We start from the raw sequence: 15,090 nt of genomic DNA on the forward strand, positions 1-15,090 counted from the left end.
CTTCGGCGGAACTCAGTCCGTGGCGATCACGATCACGCTGTCGCCCGCGTCCAGCCGGACCAGAGCGGATCTGCGCGGGTTGAGCACCACCCCGTAGAACGGCGGCTGGTCGGCGTCGTCCCGGCGGCGGTAGCCGATCGCCGACTCACCGCGCCGCCGGGCCGACTCCACCACGGTCGCGAACGTGACCTCGGCGCCGGGCTGGACGTAGTCGCCCGCGGGCTTGAGGTGGATCTCCGCACCGGACGCGTCGAACAGGTCGGCGAACACCTCGTACAGGTGCCGGTTCTCGGCCAGCTGGGTCATCAGGAGGCTGATCAACCGCGCCGAGACCACGAAGTCGTCGGCCTTGGTGACCTGGGCGACCTCCCGGTTGCCGTCGTCGTTCATCTCGGTGACGATCGAGTACGGCTCGCCGAGGTTGACCTCGATGTCGCGCAGGTGCAGCAGGGTCACCAGGGTGCGGTCGTCGGCGTGGTCGGGCTCGGCGGAGTCGTCGGACAGCACGATGATGTGCTGGTAGCCGCCCAGTTCCATGCGCTCCAGGTCGCGGCGGCTGGTGGGCTGGCAGCGCTGGTAGCCGACGGTCAGGTTCTCCCGGCTCACCGCGAGGGCGTCCTCCGGCGGGTTCGGGGCGGCGACGTCGACCGCCGAGCCCGGTTCGGCGAAGCGGTCCAGCAGGTCCAGCACCCGGTCGGCGCGGGAGTTCCAGCCGACCATCAGGGTCCGGTCCGGCGCCACCTTGGTGTCGGGCACCAGCACGATCGCGTCGGCGTGCACCTGCGCCGGGTTCGCGGCCAGTTCGATGAGCAGGTCGTCCTCGGCGACGAGAATGACCTCGTCGCCCTCGGCCAGCACGGTGTCCATCGGCGGGTTGACCGCGATCGCGCCGTCGGCGCGGCGCAGGCCGATCGGCGCGCCCGCCTCGAACGCGCCGAGGATGTCGCCGTACGCCCGGCCGGCCAGCGAGGGCTCGGCTCTGATGTAGATCTCGTTGCCCGCGAAGTCGAGCAGGTCGGTGCAGACCGTCGACAGGCCCGACTGGCGGTGCGACTGCACGACCATGCGTACGGCGATGTCGTCGGCGTCGATGACCAGCGCGTGCCTGCCCGCGGCGAGTTTCGCGGCGGCGACGTTGGCCGACTCCTGCACCGCGGCGACCACGTGCGGCCGGGCCGAGGGCCAGGGCCGGTTGTTGAGCAGCAGCAGCACCTTGATGACGTCGATGTCGGGATCGTCGCCGGCCGGCGACAGCACCATCACGGCGCGCGCCGTGTCGAGGCTGACCAGGTCGAGGTCGCTGCGCTTGAGCGGGCTGCCCGACCGGCAGACGACGCGGGTGCGGCCGGTGTCGCCGACCCGGGCGCGGATCTGGTCCTCCATCTCGACCTTGTCCCGGTCGGCGAGCACGACCACGGTCGAGCGGCGCGAGCCGCGGTTGGCCGCGGCCAGCTCCCCCACGACGGTGAAGACCTGGTCGGACCAGCCCAGCACCACGATGTGGCCCTGGGCGATCACCTGCGAGCGGCCCTTGCGCAGGTTGGTGATGGCGTCGTTGAGCCCGGTGGTGAGCACGCCGATCAGGGAGCTGACGAGGAAGATGCCGCCGATGGTGACGACGAGCATCAGCGCGAGGTAGACCGGGCTGCCCTCGTCGGCGCCCATGGTGCCCGGGTCGAGGGTGCGCAGCACGCTGCGCCACAGCACCGACGCCCAGCCGCCGTCGCGACTGGTCTCGGTGGCCGCGAGCAGCACCGACAGTCCGGTCACGACGGTGATCAGAAGCAGTGACGCCAGGCCCAGCCAGCCGATGAGGGCAGGAGTGCCGCGGTCCATCGTGCCGTCGAACCAGACGCGTAGGCGTCGCCGCACTCCCAGCCGTACCACTGAGGTTCCTCCCACCGCCGCCGCTGCCGGCCGCTACCGAATGTCCAAGCCAGAGACATCCTAGGAGCGGCCGACCGAGCGCCCGCAGGCCGTCCTCGGAGTACGCGGCGGCGGCCGGTGCGTCGACCTGCCCGGGCCGGGGCCGCCTGGTGAGGACGGCCCCGGCCCGACGGAGGACGGGCGTCACCGGCCTGCGGTGGCCTCCTCACGGTGGTGCCCGGTGGGCAGGTGGGGCAGGTGCAGTTCGGCGGGCTCGGGCGGGAGGTCGTCGACTCCCGCGGCCACGGCCTGCTCGTGGCGGCGGTGCGCGGACGGCAGGGCGAGCGACGCGATGACGGCCAGCACGGCCACGCCCGCGCAGACCCAGAACCCGGTGCTGAACGCCGTATCGGTCGGCAGGCCGCGCGGAGTGCTGTTAGAAGTGATCACGGCGGCGACGACGGCCGAGCCGATGCTGCTGCCGATGGTGCGGGCGATGGTGTTGACGCTGGTCGCCTCACCGGTCTGGGTGGCCGGCACGCTCTCGATGATGGCGTTGGACATGGCCGCGAAGGCCAGGCCGATGCCCGCGCCGACGGCCAGCCCGGAGACGACCACCTGCCATTCAACATTGTGCGCGACGGCGGGCAGGGTGAAGCCGCCGACGACGGCGACGGCGCCGAGGAACATCGGCAGTTTCGGCCCGAACCTGCGGACCAGCAGGCCGGCCAGCGGGCCGAAGACCACCATCGACACGACGGTGGGCAGCAGGAACAGGCCCGCCTCGGACACTGACTTGCCGTAGCCGTAGCCGGTGGCGGCGGGCAGCTGCAGCAGGGTCGGCACCAGCAGGAACGACCCGAACATCGCGAAGCCGAGGATCAGGGCGACGAGGTCGGTGGCCCATACGCCGCGGATCTTCATGAGCCGCATGTCGACGAGCGGTTCGCTGACCCGCAGCTCGACCACGACGAACAGGATCATGGTGAGGACGCCGACGGCGAGCAGGCCGATGGTGCTCGCCGAGGCCCAGCCCCAGGACTGGCCCTTGCTGATGGCCAGCAGCAGGGACACGAGCGAGACCGACAGGACGGCCGTGCCGAGCACGTCGAGTTTGCCGGGCTTGCGCACCGGCGACTCCTGCATCCCGAAGATCGCGCCGAGCAGCGCGACGACGACGAGCACCAGGGGCAGCCAGAACAGCCAGTGCCAGGACAGGTGCTCCACGATGGGGCCGGCGGCCACGATGCCGACGCCCGCGCCGACGCCGAAGATCGCCGACAGCAGGCCGACGGTGGCGCTGACCTTCTCCCGGGCCAGTTCGTCGCGAACCATGCCGATCGACAGCGGCATGATCGCGCCCGCCGCGCCCTGCAGGGCACGCGCGACGACGAGCACGCCGAGGTTCGGGGCCAGCGCTGCCAGCAGGGTGCCCACCGCGAGCACGGCGAGCACCGCGATGAGCACCCGGCGCTTGCCGACCATGTCGCCGAGGCGGCCGAGGATCGGCGTCAGCACCGATGCCGACAGCAGGTAGGCGGTGAGGATCCAGCTGGCGTTGGCGGTGGAGACGTTCAGGTCTCGCGCGATGGTGGACATCGCCGGGGCGACCAGCGACTGGAGCACGGCGAAGGCGAGGCCGCCCAGTGACAGGTACAGCACGAGCAGGGTGCCGTTGGCGCGGCGAGCCGCGGGCGCACCCGGCCGGCTCTCGACGGTGGCACCGGCGGGCGGTCCCACGATCGTCTGTGACATGCACTTCTCCCGGAGCAACTTGTAAACAACTGCTGACTTGGCGAGTATTACCTGCCCCCAGCTCGGTCAACAGTTGTTTACATCACTTGTAAGCAGTTGTTTACGTCACGTTCCCGGGCCGCTATCCTGATCCGGGAGCGAGGGGAATCCATGGCGACGAGCAGTCCGCGCACCACCGGCGAGAACCCGGCCGGGCAGCGCCGCCGTGACGCGGCCGGCACCCGGCAACTGCTGCTCGACGCCGCCCGCCGCCGCTTCGCCGACAACGGATACACCGGCACCACCGTGCGCGACATCGCGGACGAGGCCGGGGTGAACGTCGCGCTCATCAGCCGCTACTTCAGCTCCAAGGAGGGCTTGTTCGAGGCGTGCCTGGTCGGCGCGGTCGACGAGCTCAGCCACGCGGTGGCCAGGGACGTGACACTCGAACGGCTCCCGCACGTCATCGCCGAACAGCTCGCCGGAACGGGGCTCGGCAGCCGCCCGAACCAGTTCCTGCTGCTGCTGCGCTCCTCGGGCGACGAGCAGGCCGACCAGATCCGGCGCAACACCGTACGGTCCTTCGCCGAGCGCCTGGCCACGGCCGCGGGCTGGCGACCCGACCATCCCGACGGTGACCGGATCATGCTCAGAGCACAGGTAGCGCTGGCCACCGGCTTCGGGATCGTCCTGCTGCGCTCGTCGACCGGGCTGCAACCGCTGTCCTCGGCCGGTCCGCAGGACCTGCTCGCGCCGATGCAGGACCTCATCGACGGGCTGTTGCGCGAGCGCGGCGCGCGGTGAGCGCCCCGACGATGCGCGCGGCGGTGGTCACCGCGCCGGGCGAGTGCTCGGTGCAGGAGGTGCCCGCGCCACGGGCGGCCGCCGGTGAGGTCGTCGTGGACGTCGAGCGGGTCGGGGTCTGCGGCACCGACGTCGAGTTCTTCACCGGCGAGATGGCATACCTGCACGAGGGGCACGCGCGCTTCCCGATGCGGCTCGGTCACGAGTGGGCCGGGGTCGTGCGTGCCGTCGGCGACGGCGTGGACCCCGCGTGGCGCGGCCGACGGGTCATGGGCGACACGATGCTCGGCTGCCGCGCCTGCCGCCGCTGCCTGCGCGGACACCAGCACGTGTGTGCCGACCGGCAGGAGGTCGGCATCCGCGGCGGCCGTCCGGGCGCCCTGGCCGAACAACTGGCCGTGCCCGTCACCGCGCTGCACGAGCTGCCCGGCAGCGTGGACCCGGCCCTCGGCGCGCTCGTCGAGCCGGGTGGCAACGCCCTGCGTGCGGCGCGAGCCGCCGACCTGGCCCCGGGCGACCGGGTGCTCATCCTCGGCCCCGGCACCATCGGACTGCTCACCGCGATGTTCGCCCGCGCCGCCGGAGCCGAGGTGCACCTGATGGGCAATACCGCGCCGTCGCTGGCCTTCGCCCGATCCCTCGGCTTCACCGCCTGGACCGAACCGGACCTGCCCGACGTCCCCTTCGACGCGGCCATCGACGCCAGCAACGCCGCCTACCTGCCCGCCAAGGCACTCGACCTGGTCGAACCCGCGGGCCGCGTCGTCTACATCGGTCTGGCCGGCTCCCCCAGCGTGATCGACACCCGCCGGCTGGCGCTCAAGGACGTCACCGCCGTCGGTGTCCTGTCCGCCTCCCCCGGCCTCGCCCCCACGATCGCCGCGTACGCCGCCGGGCACGTCGACCCGCGACCGCTCGTCGCCGCCACGGTCGGCCTCGACCGGGTCGGCGCGGTGCTGGCCGGTGTGCGCATCCCCGGGGCAGGCCCCGGACCCAAGTTCCACATCGATCCGCGCCGAGCCGGGTAGGGCGGCACCGCCCTACCCGGCCGTGCGGGTTACGACGCGACGCAGGTGTATCCGGACGGCACCTGGGTGTTGCCGTTGGGGCGGCTGACCTGGTAGCCGAAGTTGGCCACCGAGCCACCGGGCGGGATCGTGCCGTTGAAGCTCACATTCCGCGCCGTCACCGTCTGGCCGCTGGTCGTCACGGTCGCGTTCCACGACCCGGTGACGGCGTGCCCGGCGGGCAGCGTGAACGTCAGCGTCCAGCCGTTGATCGTCGACGTCCCGTTGTTGGTGACGGTCACCGGCTGGATGACGTAGCCGGTCGCCCACTGGGTCTGCACGGTCCCGGTCGCCGAGCAACCCGCTCCGGTCGGGGGCGGCGAGACGCTGGGCGAGGGCGGGGTGCTGGGCGAGGGCGGCGCGCTCGGTGACGGCGGAGTGCTCGGTGACGCGCTCGGCGACGGCGGGGCGCTGGGCGACGGCGGCGTGCTGGGGCCGTCGGTCAGCGTGGGGGTCTGCCAGTCGCGCCACTCGGCCAGGTTGCCGGCCGCCCGGCTGGAGATCCTCATCGCACCGGCGGCGTTGCCGGTCTTCAGCAGGTATTTCTGGATGTTCTGCTGGAGCGGGGCCGACCATTCCGGCCGGTTGGCGCAGTGGCTGCCGTTCTGGATGTCGGACCAGTAGGTGATGTTCTCCCCCGCGCCGAGCGCCTTGTAGACCTCCGCGCCGCCCAGCGCCGCCACGCTGGCCGACTTCGGCCCCAGGTTGACGATGTGCGGGTTGTCCATGATGAACAGCCCGCGCGGCGCGACCATGGCCACCATCTGGTGCGTGTCGACCGGCAGCGTGTTCGGGCTGCCGGTGAAGGAGCCGAACGCGTCGCCCAGCCACGGCTGCTCACCGTATGCGCTGCTCAGGCTCTGCGCGCCCTCGCCAGGGATGCCCCGGAAGATCGGCACACCCGCGCTGCCCGACTCGATCGGCATGGTCAGCGCGATGCGCTGGTCGAACGCGCCGACGACGAACGCTCCCTTGCCGAACCGCGAGCATCCCGTGACGCCCATCGCGTCGGCCTTGAGGACGCTGCCACCCGACTGCGCGATGACGTCGATGATCCGGCTGACACCCCACGACCAGGCCATCAGCAGGCCCGTACTGCTGGTGGCGCCATAGATGGTGTAGAACGCGCCCTGCTTGTTGGTGCGGGGCGTGCCCTCCCTGCCGACCGCGTACGGGTCGTAGTTGATGACCGCCGCGCCCGCCGCTCGGATGGCGGCGGTGTCCGCGCCGAACCCGCCCAGCACGACGACGGCCGGGAAGGGCCCCGAGCCGCTCGGCAGCTGCACACTGGCCGAGAAGCTGGAGCTCCTGCCGTTGTGTGACACGTTCACCGTGATGTTGGTGCTCGACACCGTGCCGGTGACGCTGGTGGGCTTGGCGGGCTTCTCGCCGTACACGTACCGCTCCGCCAGCTTCTTGATCTCCTCCCGGCGGCACCGCCAGTCGGACTTGGCGGTGATGCGGGCGCCGTCGAGCTTCTTGAAGGGATCAGGCAGCCGGGAGTTGGCGGTCAGCGAGCCCGGCAGCGTGACGGGGCAGTCGGCGCCCTCGTCCTCGACGGCGGCGGCGAGCGCGGCCGCCTCGGCCGGCACGGTCGTCGTGATCACCGCGACCGCACCGGCGAACGCCAGCGCTGTCACGGTCAGCGCGACGATCGTCGAACGGACCGTCGAACGTCCTGCGCCGACGGCCGCCAGGGCGCTCCTTCCGGTGTGGACGACGGCGGCGGCGACCTCGATCGCCGATCTTCTCCTGGGGACGGTTCGCATGCGGGCTCCTCCTTGCCGATGGGGCGGAATCGATCGGCGACACGGGTTGGCCTGGGCACGAGGCGGGCGCGGCAGCAGCACTCGAGGAACGGGCGGTCGCCGCGGGAAGCGGAGCCGCCTCGCACCGGAGCCGGCCCGTGAGCGCGCTCACGTTTGTCGATGGACACGCTCCCACAACGTTTCGGTGTTTTCAAGGGAAGGTTTCAAGGAAATTCCGGAAACGTTTCTCTTGTCAACCTGAGAGATCGCGGAGAAGGCCGGCGAATACCTGCAATAGTGGTGTCGAAAGTTTCGAGGATCGCCCGAAAAGTATCGACCGGAGGTGACCCGGCGCACGACGCCAGACGGCCCCGCTGCCGCTTGAGCGGGCAGCGGGGCCGTCACCGGCGAAGGGGGTCAGCCGATCCGCGGAAGCCGCACCCGGGCCGCCAGCGTCAGCTGGTGGAGGCCTTCGCTGACCTCAGGTCGCGTACGCAGCACGTCTTCGAGCCGGACCCGCCACTTGCCGCCCTCGACGTCACGCACGTCGATCCGCTGCGAGGTCGCCAGCTCCTTGCGGGTGGCCAGCAGGTCCCGGCGGTAGGTCGGCCCGAGCAGGGCCGCGACCTGATCGCAGTACCACGCGAACAGGCCGGCGTCGGCAACCGACACGTCGACCAGGATCCTTGCCGCATCGAAGGCGATTCTCGGCTGGTGTTGCACACTGCTGTCCACGTGGGCCTCCCCCGGAGCGATGCCTGTCCAATCCCCAGATGGTCCTGGACGGCCCTGTGTGACGCAATACCCCTTGCGGCCAGCGGCGTCCGCCGATGTGTACAGCCCTGCGCGGCGTGGCCGCCGCCAGGCCACCGGTTCACCAACCGGCCTTCGGGAACCGCCAGAACCCGCTCCCGACCCGGCGCGGCCCGTTAGCGTCGAGGTCGGGGACGGGTCGGCCGTCCGGCCACCGAGGAGGACGCCTGATGACCACCACCTGGACCCCCGAGGAACTCGACCGCATCGGCGCCGCCGACGAGCTGGACGTCGCGGCCCGGCGACGGGACGGCTCGCTGCGCACCCCGACCACGATCTGGGTGGTGCGCACCGGCGACGACCTGTACATCAGGTCCTACCGAGGGCCCGAGGGCGGCTGGTACCGCGCGACGAAGACCCGGCACGAGGGCCACATCCACGCCGCCGACATCGACCGGGACGTCGCCTTCGTCGCCGCGCCCGACCCGGACCTCAACACCCGCATCGACGAGGCCTACCGCAGCAAGTACGCCCGCTTCGGCGCGCAGTACGTCGACCCGATGACGGCCGCGCCCGCACGGACCACGACGACCCGCATCGTGCCTCGCTGACCCGGCCGACCTGCCGCGAACCTGGTCGCGTCAGGCGATGTCGAGGTGGTCGGCGACCCCGGCGACCTGGAACACGCGTAGCACCCACGGCTGGACGTTGGCGCACCGCAGCAGCACGCCGTGCGCGCGAGCGTAGTCCTGTGCCCGCACCAGCCCGGCGATGCCCATCGAGTCGAGAAACCGCGTGTCGGACAGGTCGACGACGACCATGCCGCAGCCGGAGGTGTCGACCGCCGCGCGCAACCAGGCCTCGACCCCCTCGATCTCGGACATGTCGACGTCTCCCGCAATCCGCACGGTGCAGACGTCGCCCTCGACCACCGTCGCGTGCGTGACCCGCATCGGTAGAGCCTCCTCGTGCTGACGCCGAGGTGTCTCGTACCCACCCGCCACCCGGGTAAACCGTAGAATGCGACGCCTGACCGGGTGGGAGGGACGGCGACGATGCGAGTGGCGATGGCCAGCGCCGCGGCACGCCGCGGCCGCGTGAACGAGGACTTCACCGCGGCGACGGCGACCGCGGCGGTGCTGGTCGACGGCGCGGGCATCCCGGGCTCGGCAGCGGTGTGCCGACACGGCGTGGCCTGGTACGCCGTACGCCTGGGCGGCAGCCTGCTCGGTCTCCTGTCGCTCCACCCGGACCGCGGCCTGACGGCGGTGCTCGCCGCGGCCATCGAGCAGGTGACCGCCGAGCACCGGGACACCTGCGACGTCGCCGACCCGATCAGCCCGTCGGCGGCCGTGGCCGTGCTGCGCCTGTCCGGTGACCGGCTCGATCACCTGGTGCTCGGCGACGCGGTGCTCGTGCTCGACCGCTGCGCCGGCGCGCCACTGGTCGTCACCGACCCCCGCGAGGTGGTGATCGCCCGGACTTACGAGTCCGAGCTAGCGGGCAAGGCGGAGGGCAGCGAGGAGTACCGGCGTATCCTGCGGGAGCTGCGCGCCCACCGGAACCGGCCCGGTGGCTTCTGGGTCGCCAAGGACGACCCGAAGGCGGCCGACGAGGCGCAGACCGGCAGCTGCGCGATCGCGGACCTGTCCGGCGCGGCCCTGCTCAGCAACGGCGCCAGCCGGATCGTGGACCGGTTCGGGCTGACCGACTGGCCGGGCGCCCTGGCCGTGCTCGCCGCGGACGGACCCGCCGCGGTCATCGACCGTGTCCGGCAGGCCGAAGCACGGCACGCGACAGCGGCCGACGACGCGACGATCGCGTACTGCGCCGCCCTGGATGAGGCCTGACGGCCGTCCGGGTCGCGACGGGGCTCTGGGCGAGGGCGCGGTCCGCATAGGATCGGCGGGACGCTTGATAGCCGACGTGCCCGGGGAGCGCTGGGAATCGTGACGTTGCCTGCGGACAGCCATGTGCACAGTCAGTGGTCGTGGGATGCCGCGATCGGCGACATGGAGGGCTCGTGCGCCCGGGCGGTGGAGCTGGGGCTGCCGGCGATCGCTTTCACCGAGCATCTCGACCACACGGTCTGGACCGTCGAGTTCGACGGGCTCGACCCCGGCGCGCATCTGGCGAAGATGGCCGACCCCGACGGGCTGCTCACTCCCCCGGCGTTCGACGTGCCGGGATACCTGGCGGCCGTGGCGCGGTGCCGCGAGCGGTTCCCGAGCCTCGTGGTCCTCAGCGGCCTGGAGGTCGGGGAACCGCACTGGCACGCCGAAGCCGTGGCGCGGGTGCTCGCCGCCGGGCCGTTCGATCGGGTGCTCGGCTCCGTCCACTGCCTGCCGACGGAGGACGGGTTCGCCGAACCGCCGGGCGTGTATCCGCGCCGGCAGGCGGCCGACGTCATGCGGCAGTACCTGGCCGAGATCGCGGCGCTGGCCGCGCAGAGCCAGGTGTTCTCGGTGCTGGCCCACATCGACTACGCGGTTCGGTACTGGCCCGCGCAGGCCGGTCCGTTCGATCCGTGCGCCTTCGAGGACGAGTTCCGGCACGCGCTGCGGGCCCTGGCCGACAGCGGCCGGGCGCTGGAGGTCAACACCAAGGTGCCGCTGCACCCGGAGGTCGTCGGCTGGTGGCGGGAGGAGGGTGGGCTCGCGGTCACCTTCGGCAGCGACGCCCACCACCCGGCCGGGCTGGGGCACGGGTTCGGCGCGGCGGTGGCCATGGTCGAGGCGTACGGCTTCCGTCCGGGCCGCCACCCCCACGACTTCTGGACGCGCTGAACCGGCTCGACAGAACCGGCGGCGGTCGATTCACCGGGAACGTCATGTGACCCCGGTGGACAGGTCTGCTGGTCCGGAGTGGACGATGCGAGCGTGAGAATTCTCGTGGTGGGTGGTACGGGCCTGATCGGCGCTCATGTCGTGGACGTGCTGGGTGAGCGGGGCCATGCCGCGACCACGGTGGCGCGGTCGGCCCGTCCGGGCGTCGACCACGTGCTCGATCTCGCCACGGCGTCCGTCGAGGAGCTGCGCTCGCTGCTGGCGGGCCACGACGGGGTGGTGTACGCCGCCCGCTCGGACGAGCAGCGGCCGCTGCGCAAGCCGATCCACCCGGAGTTCCGCGAGGACATGGTCGAGCCGGTGGTGCGCCTGTTCACCGCGGCCCGCGCGGAGGGCCTGACCCGCGGGGTGATCATGGGCTCGTACTACACCTACTTCGACCGGCTGCACCCCGAGTGGCGGCTGCCGCAGCGCCACGTCTACATCCGGTGCCGGGTCGAGCAGGCACGCGAGGCACGCGCGGCGGCCGGACCGGACCTGCCGATCGCGGTGCTCGAACTGCCGTTCGTCTTCGGCCGGGCCGGTGACCGCCTGCCGAACTGGGCCGGTCCGCTGGACGGCTGGGCCAGGTCCCGCGCGCCGCTGGCCGTGCCCGTGGGCGGCACCGCGGCGACGTCGGCGCGTAACGTGGCCGAGGTCGCGGTCGGCGCGCTGGAGCGGGCCGACGGCGGCGACATCCCTGTCGCCGACGAGAACCTGACCTGGCACGACATGATCGCGCGCATCGCCGACGCGGTCGGCCGCCCTCGGCGGGTCCGTCGACTGCCGGCCGGGGTCGTCCGGGCCGCGATGCGATCCGGGGGTGTGCTGCAGGCCCTCGGGCGCAAGGAGTCCGGCATCAATCCGGCCCACTTCGCCGGACTGCTGCTCGCCAAGCTGTTCGTCGACCCGCCGTCCGGCCGCCCACTGGACGCGGCCCTGCGGGAGACGTTCGACGAGAAGGCGGGCGCCTAGGCCGGCTCGGCGGCGGCGAGCAGCCGTCGGCCGAGCACCTGGGCAGTGTGGCGGATCTCGGGCCCGCCGACGATCCGGAACGCCACGGGGACGGCGGTGAGCTGCTGGGCGTACCACCAGGGGTTGCTGGTGGTGCCGACCAGGCGGCAGGTGCCGGCGTCGACGGGCTCGAGACGTCCCAGATTCGGCGGCACATGCCGTGCCGCGTCCGCTGCGGGCGCGTCGATGATCACCTCGACGGCGTAGTCCCAGCCGACCGCCAGATGTTCCTCCAGCGTGGCGACCGGATCGAGGTCAGCCGGGGGGACGAAGCCGTCGTCGAGCACTTCGACGCCGCGGACCCGGTCGATCCGGTATGCCCGCCGCCCGTCGGACGTGTGCGACCAGCACAGCAGATACCAGCGGCTGTGCCGCACGACGACCGCCCACGGATCGACGTCGAGGTCCCGTTCCACACCGGCCTCGGAGCGGTAGCGCAGGCGCACCCGCCGCCGGTCCGCACCGGCACCCACGAGAGTGGTGGTGGTCTGCGGGTCGGGGCGGGCGGCCCCGCGGTCGGGCACGGGGGCGGTGGCCCGGCGGACGGCTTCGGCCTGCGCGGCGACCTGCTCCGGCAGCGCCCGTACGATCTTGCCCAAGGCGCCGCCGACGGGACTGGTCGGGTCGCCGGCGTCGTGGTGGCCGTCGAGGACCGCCATGACCAGGCCCAGCGCCTCCGCAGCACTGAACACCAGGGGCGGCAGCCGCAGGCCGCGGCCCACCCGGTAGCCGCCGTACGGGCCGCGTACCGACTCGATCGGGATGCCTGCCTCGCGCAGGATGCCGACGTAGCGGCGGGCCGCCCGCTCGGACACGCCCAGCTTCTCGGCGATGCGCTCGGCGGTGATGCCGGGGGTGCCCTGCAGCAGCTCCAGCGCCATCAGGGCCCGCGCGGTGGGGCTCACGTCGGTTGTCACGGGGTGTCCTTCCTGCGCGTGCCGCATCCGGCACGGCCGCTGCGCGGTTCCGGACGTAGAACGTCCGGAACCGAACTTAGCCTGCTCCCATGACCGACGACATCGTCCTGAACACCGTGATCCACGAACCGTCGATGACCGCGGGCGAGGTCGAGATGCTGATGTTCGCCCTCGACCGGTCGCGCGCCACCTTCGCCTGGAAGTGCGGCGGGCTGGACGCCGCCGGGCTGAACCGGCCCCAGCCGCCGTCCACGCTGACCCTCGCCGGTCTGCTCAAACACATGGCCGCCGTCGAGGAGCGGTACACCATCGACTTCACGGGCGAGGCACCCGGCCCGCCGCTGGACAACCCGGAGGCGGCCGACCCGGAGTGGGTCTGGCGCAGCGCGGCCGATGATTCGCCCGCCGAGCTGTACGGGCTGTGGCAGGGCGCCGTCGAGCGCTCGCGGGCGGCGATGGCGAAGGCGCTCGCCGACGGCGGGCTCGACCAGCCCGCGAAGTACACGGCCGCCGCCGACGGCACGTCGCCGAACCTGCGGCGCATCGTGGTGGACCTGCACGACGAGTACGCCCGGCACGTGGGCCACGCCGACCTGCTGCGCGAGGCCGTCGACGGCCTCACCGGGGAGGACCCGCCGCAGTGACGACGGTGTACGACACCGGGATGAGTTCGGTCGACGAAGTTCCCCTCCGGACCTGGCTCGTCGCCGTCGTCACCTTTCCCGCTCTTCCGCTCGTGCTGCTTCTGGAGCGCGGCGAGTTCGCGGCGGCCTTCGGCCGCACCGTACGCACCGTACGCACCCTGCGGTTGCAGAGCTCGGAGGTGATCGTCATCTGACAGGATACGGGCATGATGCGGCAAGCCTGTGTCCTCGGCGTCGACATCGGAACGTCGAGCAGCAAGGGCGTGCTCGTCACGCTCGACGGCACGATCGTCGCCACCGCCACCCGCGAGCACGACGCGCGGCGGCCCGCACCCGGTCACGTCGAGATGGACGCCCGTGTGTGGTGGGACGAGGCTGCCGGGATCATCCGCGAGCTGCTGGCCGCGCCCGAGGCCGGGCCGGTCCAGGCGGTCGGGGTGAGCGGGATGGGTCCGTGCGTGCTGGTCACCGACCTCGCGGGCAAACCCCGCCGACCCGCGATGCTGTACGGCATCGACACCCGCGCCACCGCGCAGATCGAGCGGCTGACCGAGCGGCTCGGCGGGGCCGACGCCATCCGCGAGCGCTGCGGCTCGTCGCTGAGCACGCAGGCGGCCGGGCCGAAGCTGGCCTGGCTGGCCGAGCACGAGCCGCAGGCCGTCGCGGGCGAGTGGCGTCTCTTCCAGCCCAGCACGTGGCTCGGCTGGCGCCTCACCGGCGCCTACTACCTGGACCACCACTCGGCCAGCCAGTGCACGCCGATGTACGACGCGGGCACCCAGGACTGGTACGGCCCGTGGGCGGGCGAGGTCGCCACGGGCCTGCAACTGCCGCCGCTGGTCTGGCCCGGCGACACCATCGGCGGGGTGACGGCCGCGGCCGCCGCCGAAACCGGCCTCACGCCGGGCACCCCGGTGCTCGCGGGCACGATCGACGCCTGGTCGGAGGCGATCAGCGTCGGCGCGCACCGGGTCGGCGACCTGATGCTCATGTACGGCACCACGATGTTCCTCATCAACACCGTGGACCAGCCGCTGACCTCCCCGACGCTGTGGGGCACGGTCGGCGCGCTGCCCGGCACCCGCAACCTCGCCGGGGGCATGGCCACCTCCGGCGCGATCACCGGCTGGCTGCGGGAGCTGTTCGGCTCCCCCGGCTACCCGGAGCTGCTGACGCTGGCCGAGCAGGCCGGGCCGGGGGCGCACGGGCTGCTCATGCTGCCGTACTTCGCCGGGGAGCGGACCCCGGTCGCCGACCCCGACGCGCGCGGCGTGCTCGCCGGGCTGACCGTCTCGCACACCCGCGGCGACCTCTACCGGGCGGCGCTGGAGGCGACGGCGTTCGGGGTGCGGCACAACGTGGCCGCGATCGAGCAGGCGGGCGGGCGCGTCGCGCGGATCGTCGCGGTCGGCGGCGGCGCGCAGGGCAGCCTGTGGACGCAGATCGTGTCCGATGTGACCGGGCTGGCGCAGGCGATCCCCGCCCAGACGATCGGGGCCGCGTTCGGGGCGGCGTTCCTGGCCGCGGGCGCGGTCGGCAGCCCCGACATCGACCGGTGGAACCCGATCGTCGAGACGCGGACCCCGTCGGCGTCGGCTCGCGCCGGCTACGACGAGCTGTACGCGCTGTACCTCGACCTGTATCCGGCGACCGCGCCGGTCGTGCACGCCCTCGCCGCCCGTGAGCGGCACCGCGCCACCAGCTCTGCCTGATGCGAG

General features: G+C 72.5%; 15 protein-coding genes. 9 read left to right on the forward strand and 6 right to left on the reverse strand.

All coding sequences use genetic code 11. The features are described 5' to 3' along the window. Positions 1-12: 12 nt before the first annotated feature. Positions 13-1,887: a CASTOR/POLLUX-related putative ion channel gene (locus tag HAV39_RS05930; RefSeq protein WP_203736193.1), complete on the reverse strand. Its 1,875-nt coding sequence runs from the start codon at positions 1,885-1,887 to the stop codon at positions 13-15. A 183-nt stretch (positions 1,888-2,070) separates the two neighbouring features. Further along, positions 2,071-3,621, reverse strand: a complete 1,551-nt coding sequence (locus HAV39_RS05935) for an MFS transporter (RefSeq protein WP_191838167.1) — start codon at positions 3,619-3,621, stop codon at positions 2,071-2,073. Positions 3,622-3,771: 150 nt separating this feature from the next. Here HAV39_RS05935 and HAV39_RS05940 point away from each other — a divergent pair, with 150 nt between their 5' ends. After that, entirely contained in the window at positions 3,772-4,404 is a 633-nt protein-coding gene (locus tag HAV39_RS05940; protein ID WP_191838168.1) for a TetR/AcrR family transcriptional regulator, read from the forward strand. Further along, positions 4,401-5,432 carry a zinc-dependent alcohol dehydrogenase gene (locus HAV39_RS05945; RefSeq protein ID WP_239120484.1) on the forward strand — a complete coding sequence of 344 codons (1,032 nt, stop codon included), beginning with the start codon at positions 4,401-4,403 and terminating at the stop codon, positions 5,430-5,432. The genes HAV39_RS05940 and HAV39_RS05945 overlap by 4 nt, the downstream gene beginning before the upstream one ends. A 29-nt stretch (positions 5,433-5,461) precedes the next feature. Here HAV39_RS05945 and HAV39_RS05950 read toward each other — a convergent pair whose 3' ends face one another. Then, the gene (locus tag HAV39_RS05950) at positions 5,462-7,240 is read right to left on the reverse strand and encodes a glucuronyl esterase domain-containing protein (RefSeq protein ID WP_191838169.1); all 1,779 of its coding nucleotides are present in this window, start codon (positions 7,238-7,240) and stop codon (positions 5,462-5,464) included. A 396-nt stretch (positions 7,241-7,636) separates the two neighbouring features. Next, complete coding sequence (locus HAV39_RS05955; protein ID WP_191838170.1) at positions 7,637-7,954, reverse strand: hypothetical protein; 318 nt, start codon at positions 7,952-7,954, stop codon at positions 7,637-7,639. A 248-nt stretch (positions 7,955-8,202) separates the two neighbouring features. Between HAV39_RS05955 and HAV39_RS05960 the strand changes: the two genes are divergently transcribed. Further along, positions 8,203-8,583, forward strand: coding sequence for a DUF2255 family protein (locus tag HAV39_RS05960; RefSeq protein ID WP_191838171.1), 381 nt, complete (start codon positions 8,203-8,205; stop codon positions 8,581-8,583). A gap of 30 nt (positions 8,584-8,613) precedes the next feature. Here the strand turns inward: HAV39_RS05960 and HAV39_RS05965 are convergent, their stop codons facing one another. Beyond that, on the reverse strand, positions 8,614-8,925 hold the full coding sequence (locus HAV39_RS05965; RefSeq protein WP_191838172.1) for an STAS domain-containing protein: 312 nt from the start codon (positions 8,923-8,925) through the stop codon (positions 8,614-8,616). A gap of 102 nt (positions 8,926-9,027) precedes the next feature. Between HAV39_RS05965 and HAV39_RS05970 the strand changes: the two genes are divergently transcribed. From HAV39_RS05970 to HAV39_RS05980, 3 genes are all read left to right on the forward strand, one after another. Further along, positions 9,028-9,822: a hypothetical protein gene (locus tag HAV39_RS05970; RefSeq protein ID WP_239120483.1), complete on the forward strand. Its 795-nt coding sequence runs from the start codon at positions 9,028-9,030 to the stop codon at positions 9,820-9,822. Between the two features lie 99 nt (positions 9,823-9,921). Next, positions 9,922-10,758, forward strand: a complete 837-nt coding sequence (locus HAV39_RS05975) for a PHP domain-containing protein (RefSeq protein WP_191838173.1) — start codon at positions 9,922-9,924, stop codon at positions 10,756-10,758. A 93-nt stretch (positions 10,759-10,851) separates the two neighbouring features. Next, a complete protein-coding gene (locus HAV39_RS05980; RefSeq protein WP_191838174.1) occupies positions 10,852-11,772 on the forward strand; it encodes an NAD-dependent epimerase/dehydratase family protein in 921 nt (306 codons plus the stop codon). Here the strand turns inward: HAV39_RS05980 and HAV39_RS05985 are convergent. After that, positions 11,769-12,728 carry a helix-turn-helix transcriptional regulator gene (locus HAV39_RS05985; RefSeq protein WP_239120482.1) on the reverse strand — a complete coding sequence of 320 codons (960 nt, stop codon included), beginning with the start codon at positions 12,726-12,728 and terminating at the stop codon, positions 11,769-11,771. The two genes, HAV39_RS05980 and HAV39_RS05985, sit on opposite strands and share 4 nt — an antisense overlap. 89 nt (positions 12,729-12,817) lie before the next feature. On the opposite strand from HAV39_RS05985, the gene HAV39_RS05990 reads away from it, so the two are divergent. The 3 genes from HAV39_RS05990 to HAV39_RS06000 are packed head-to-tail and all read left to right on the forward strand — an operon-like array spanning position 12,818 to position 15,084. Beyond that, on the forward strand, positions 12,818-13,372 hold the full coding sequence (locus tag HAV39_RS05990; protein ID WP_191838176.1) for a mycothiol transferase: 555 nt from the start codon (positions 12,818-12,820) through the stop codon (positions 13,370-13,372). After that, positions 13,369-13,566 (forward strand): hypothetical protein, encoded by a 198-nt coding sequence (locus HAV39_RS05995; protein WP_191838177.1) that lies wholly within the window; start codon positions 13,369-13,371, stop codon positions 13,564-13,566. The genes HAV39_RS05990 and HAV39_RS05995 overlap by 4 nt, the downstream gene beginning before the upstream one ends. 12 nt (positions 13,567-13,578) lie before the next feature. Further along, positions 13,579-15,084 carry an FGGY-family carbohydrate kinase gene (locus HAV39_RS06000; protein ID WP_239120481.1) on the forward strand — a complete coding sequence of 502 codons (1,506 nt, stop codon included), beginning with the start codon at positions 13,579-13,581 and terminating at the stop codon, positions 15,082-15,084. Positions 15,085-15,090 lie beyond the last annotated feature (6 nt).

It is taken from the genome of Catellatospora chokoriensis, from assembly GCF_011297315.1.
Lineage (GTDB): Bacteria > Actinomycetota > Actinomycetes > Mycobacteriales > Micromonosporaceae > Catellatospora > Catellatospora citrea.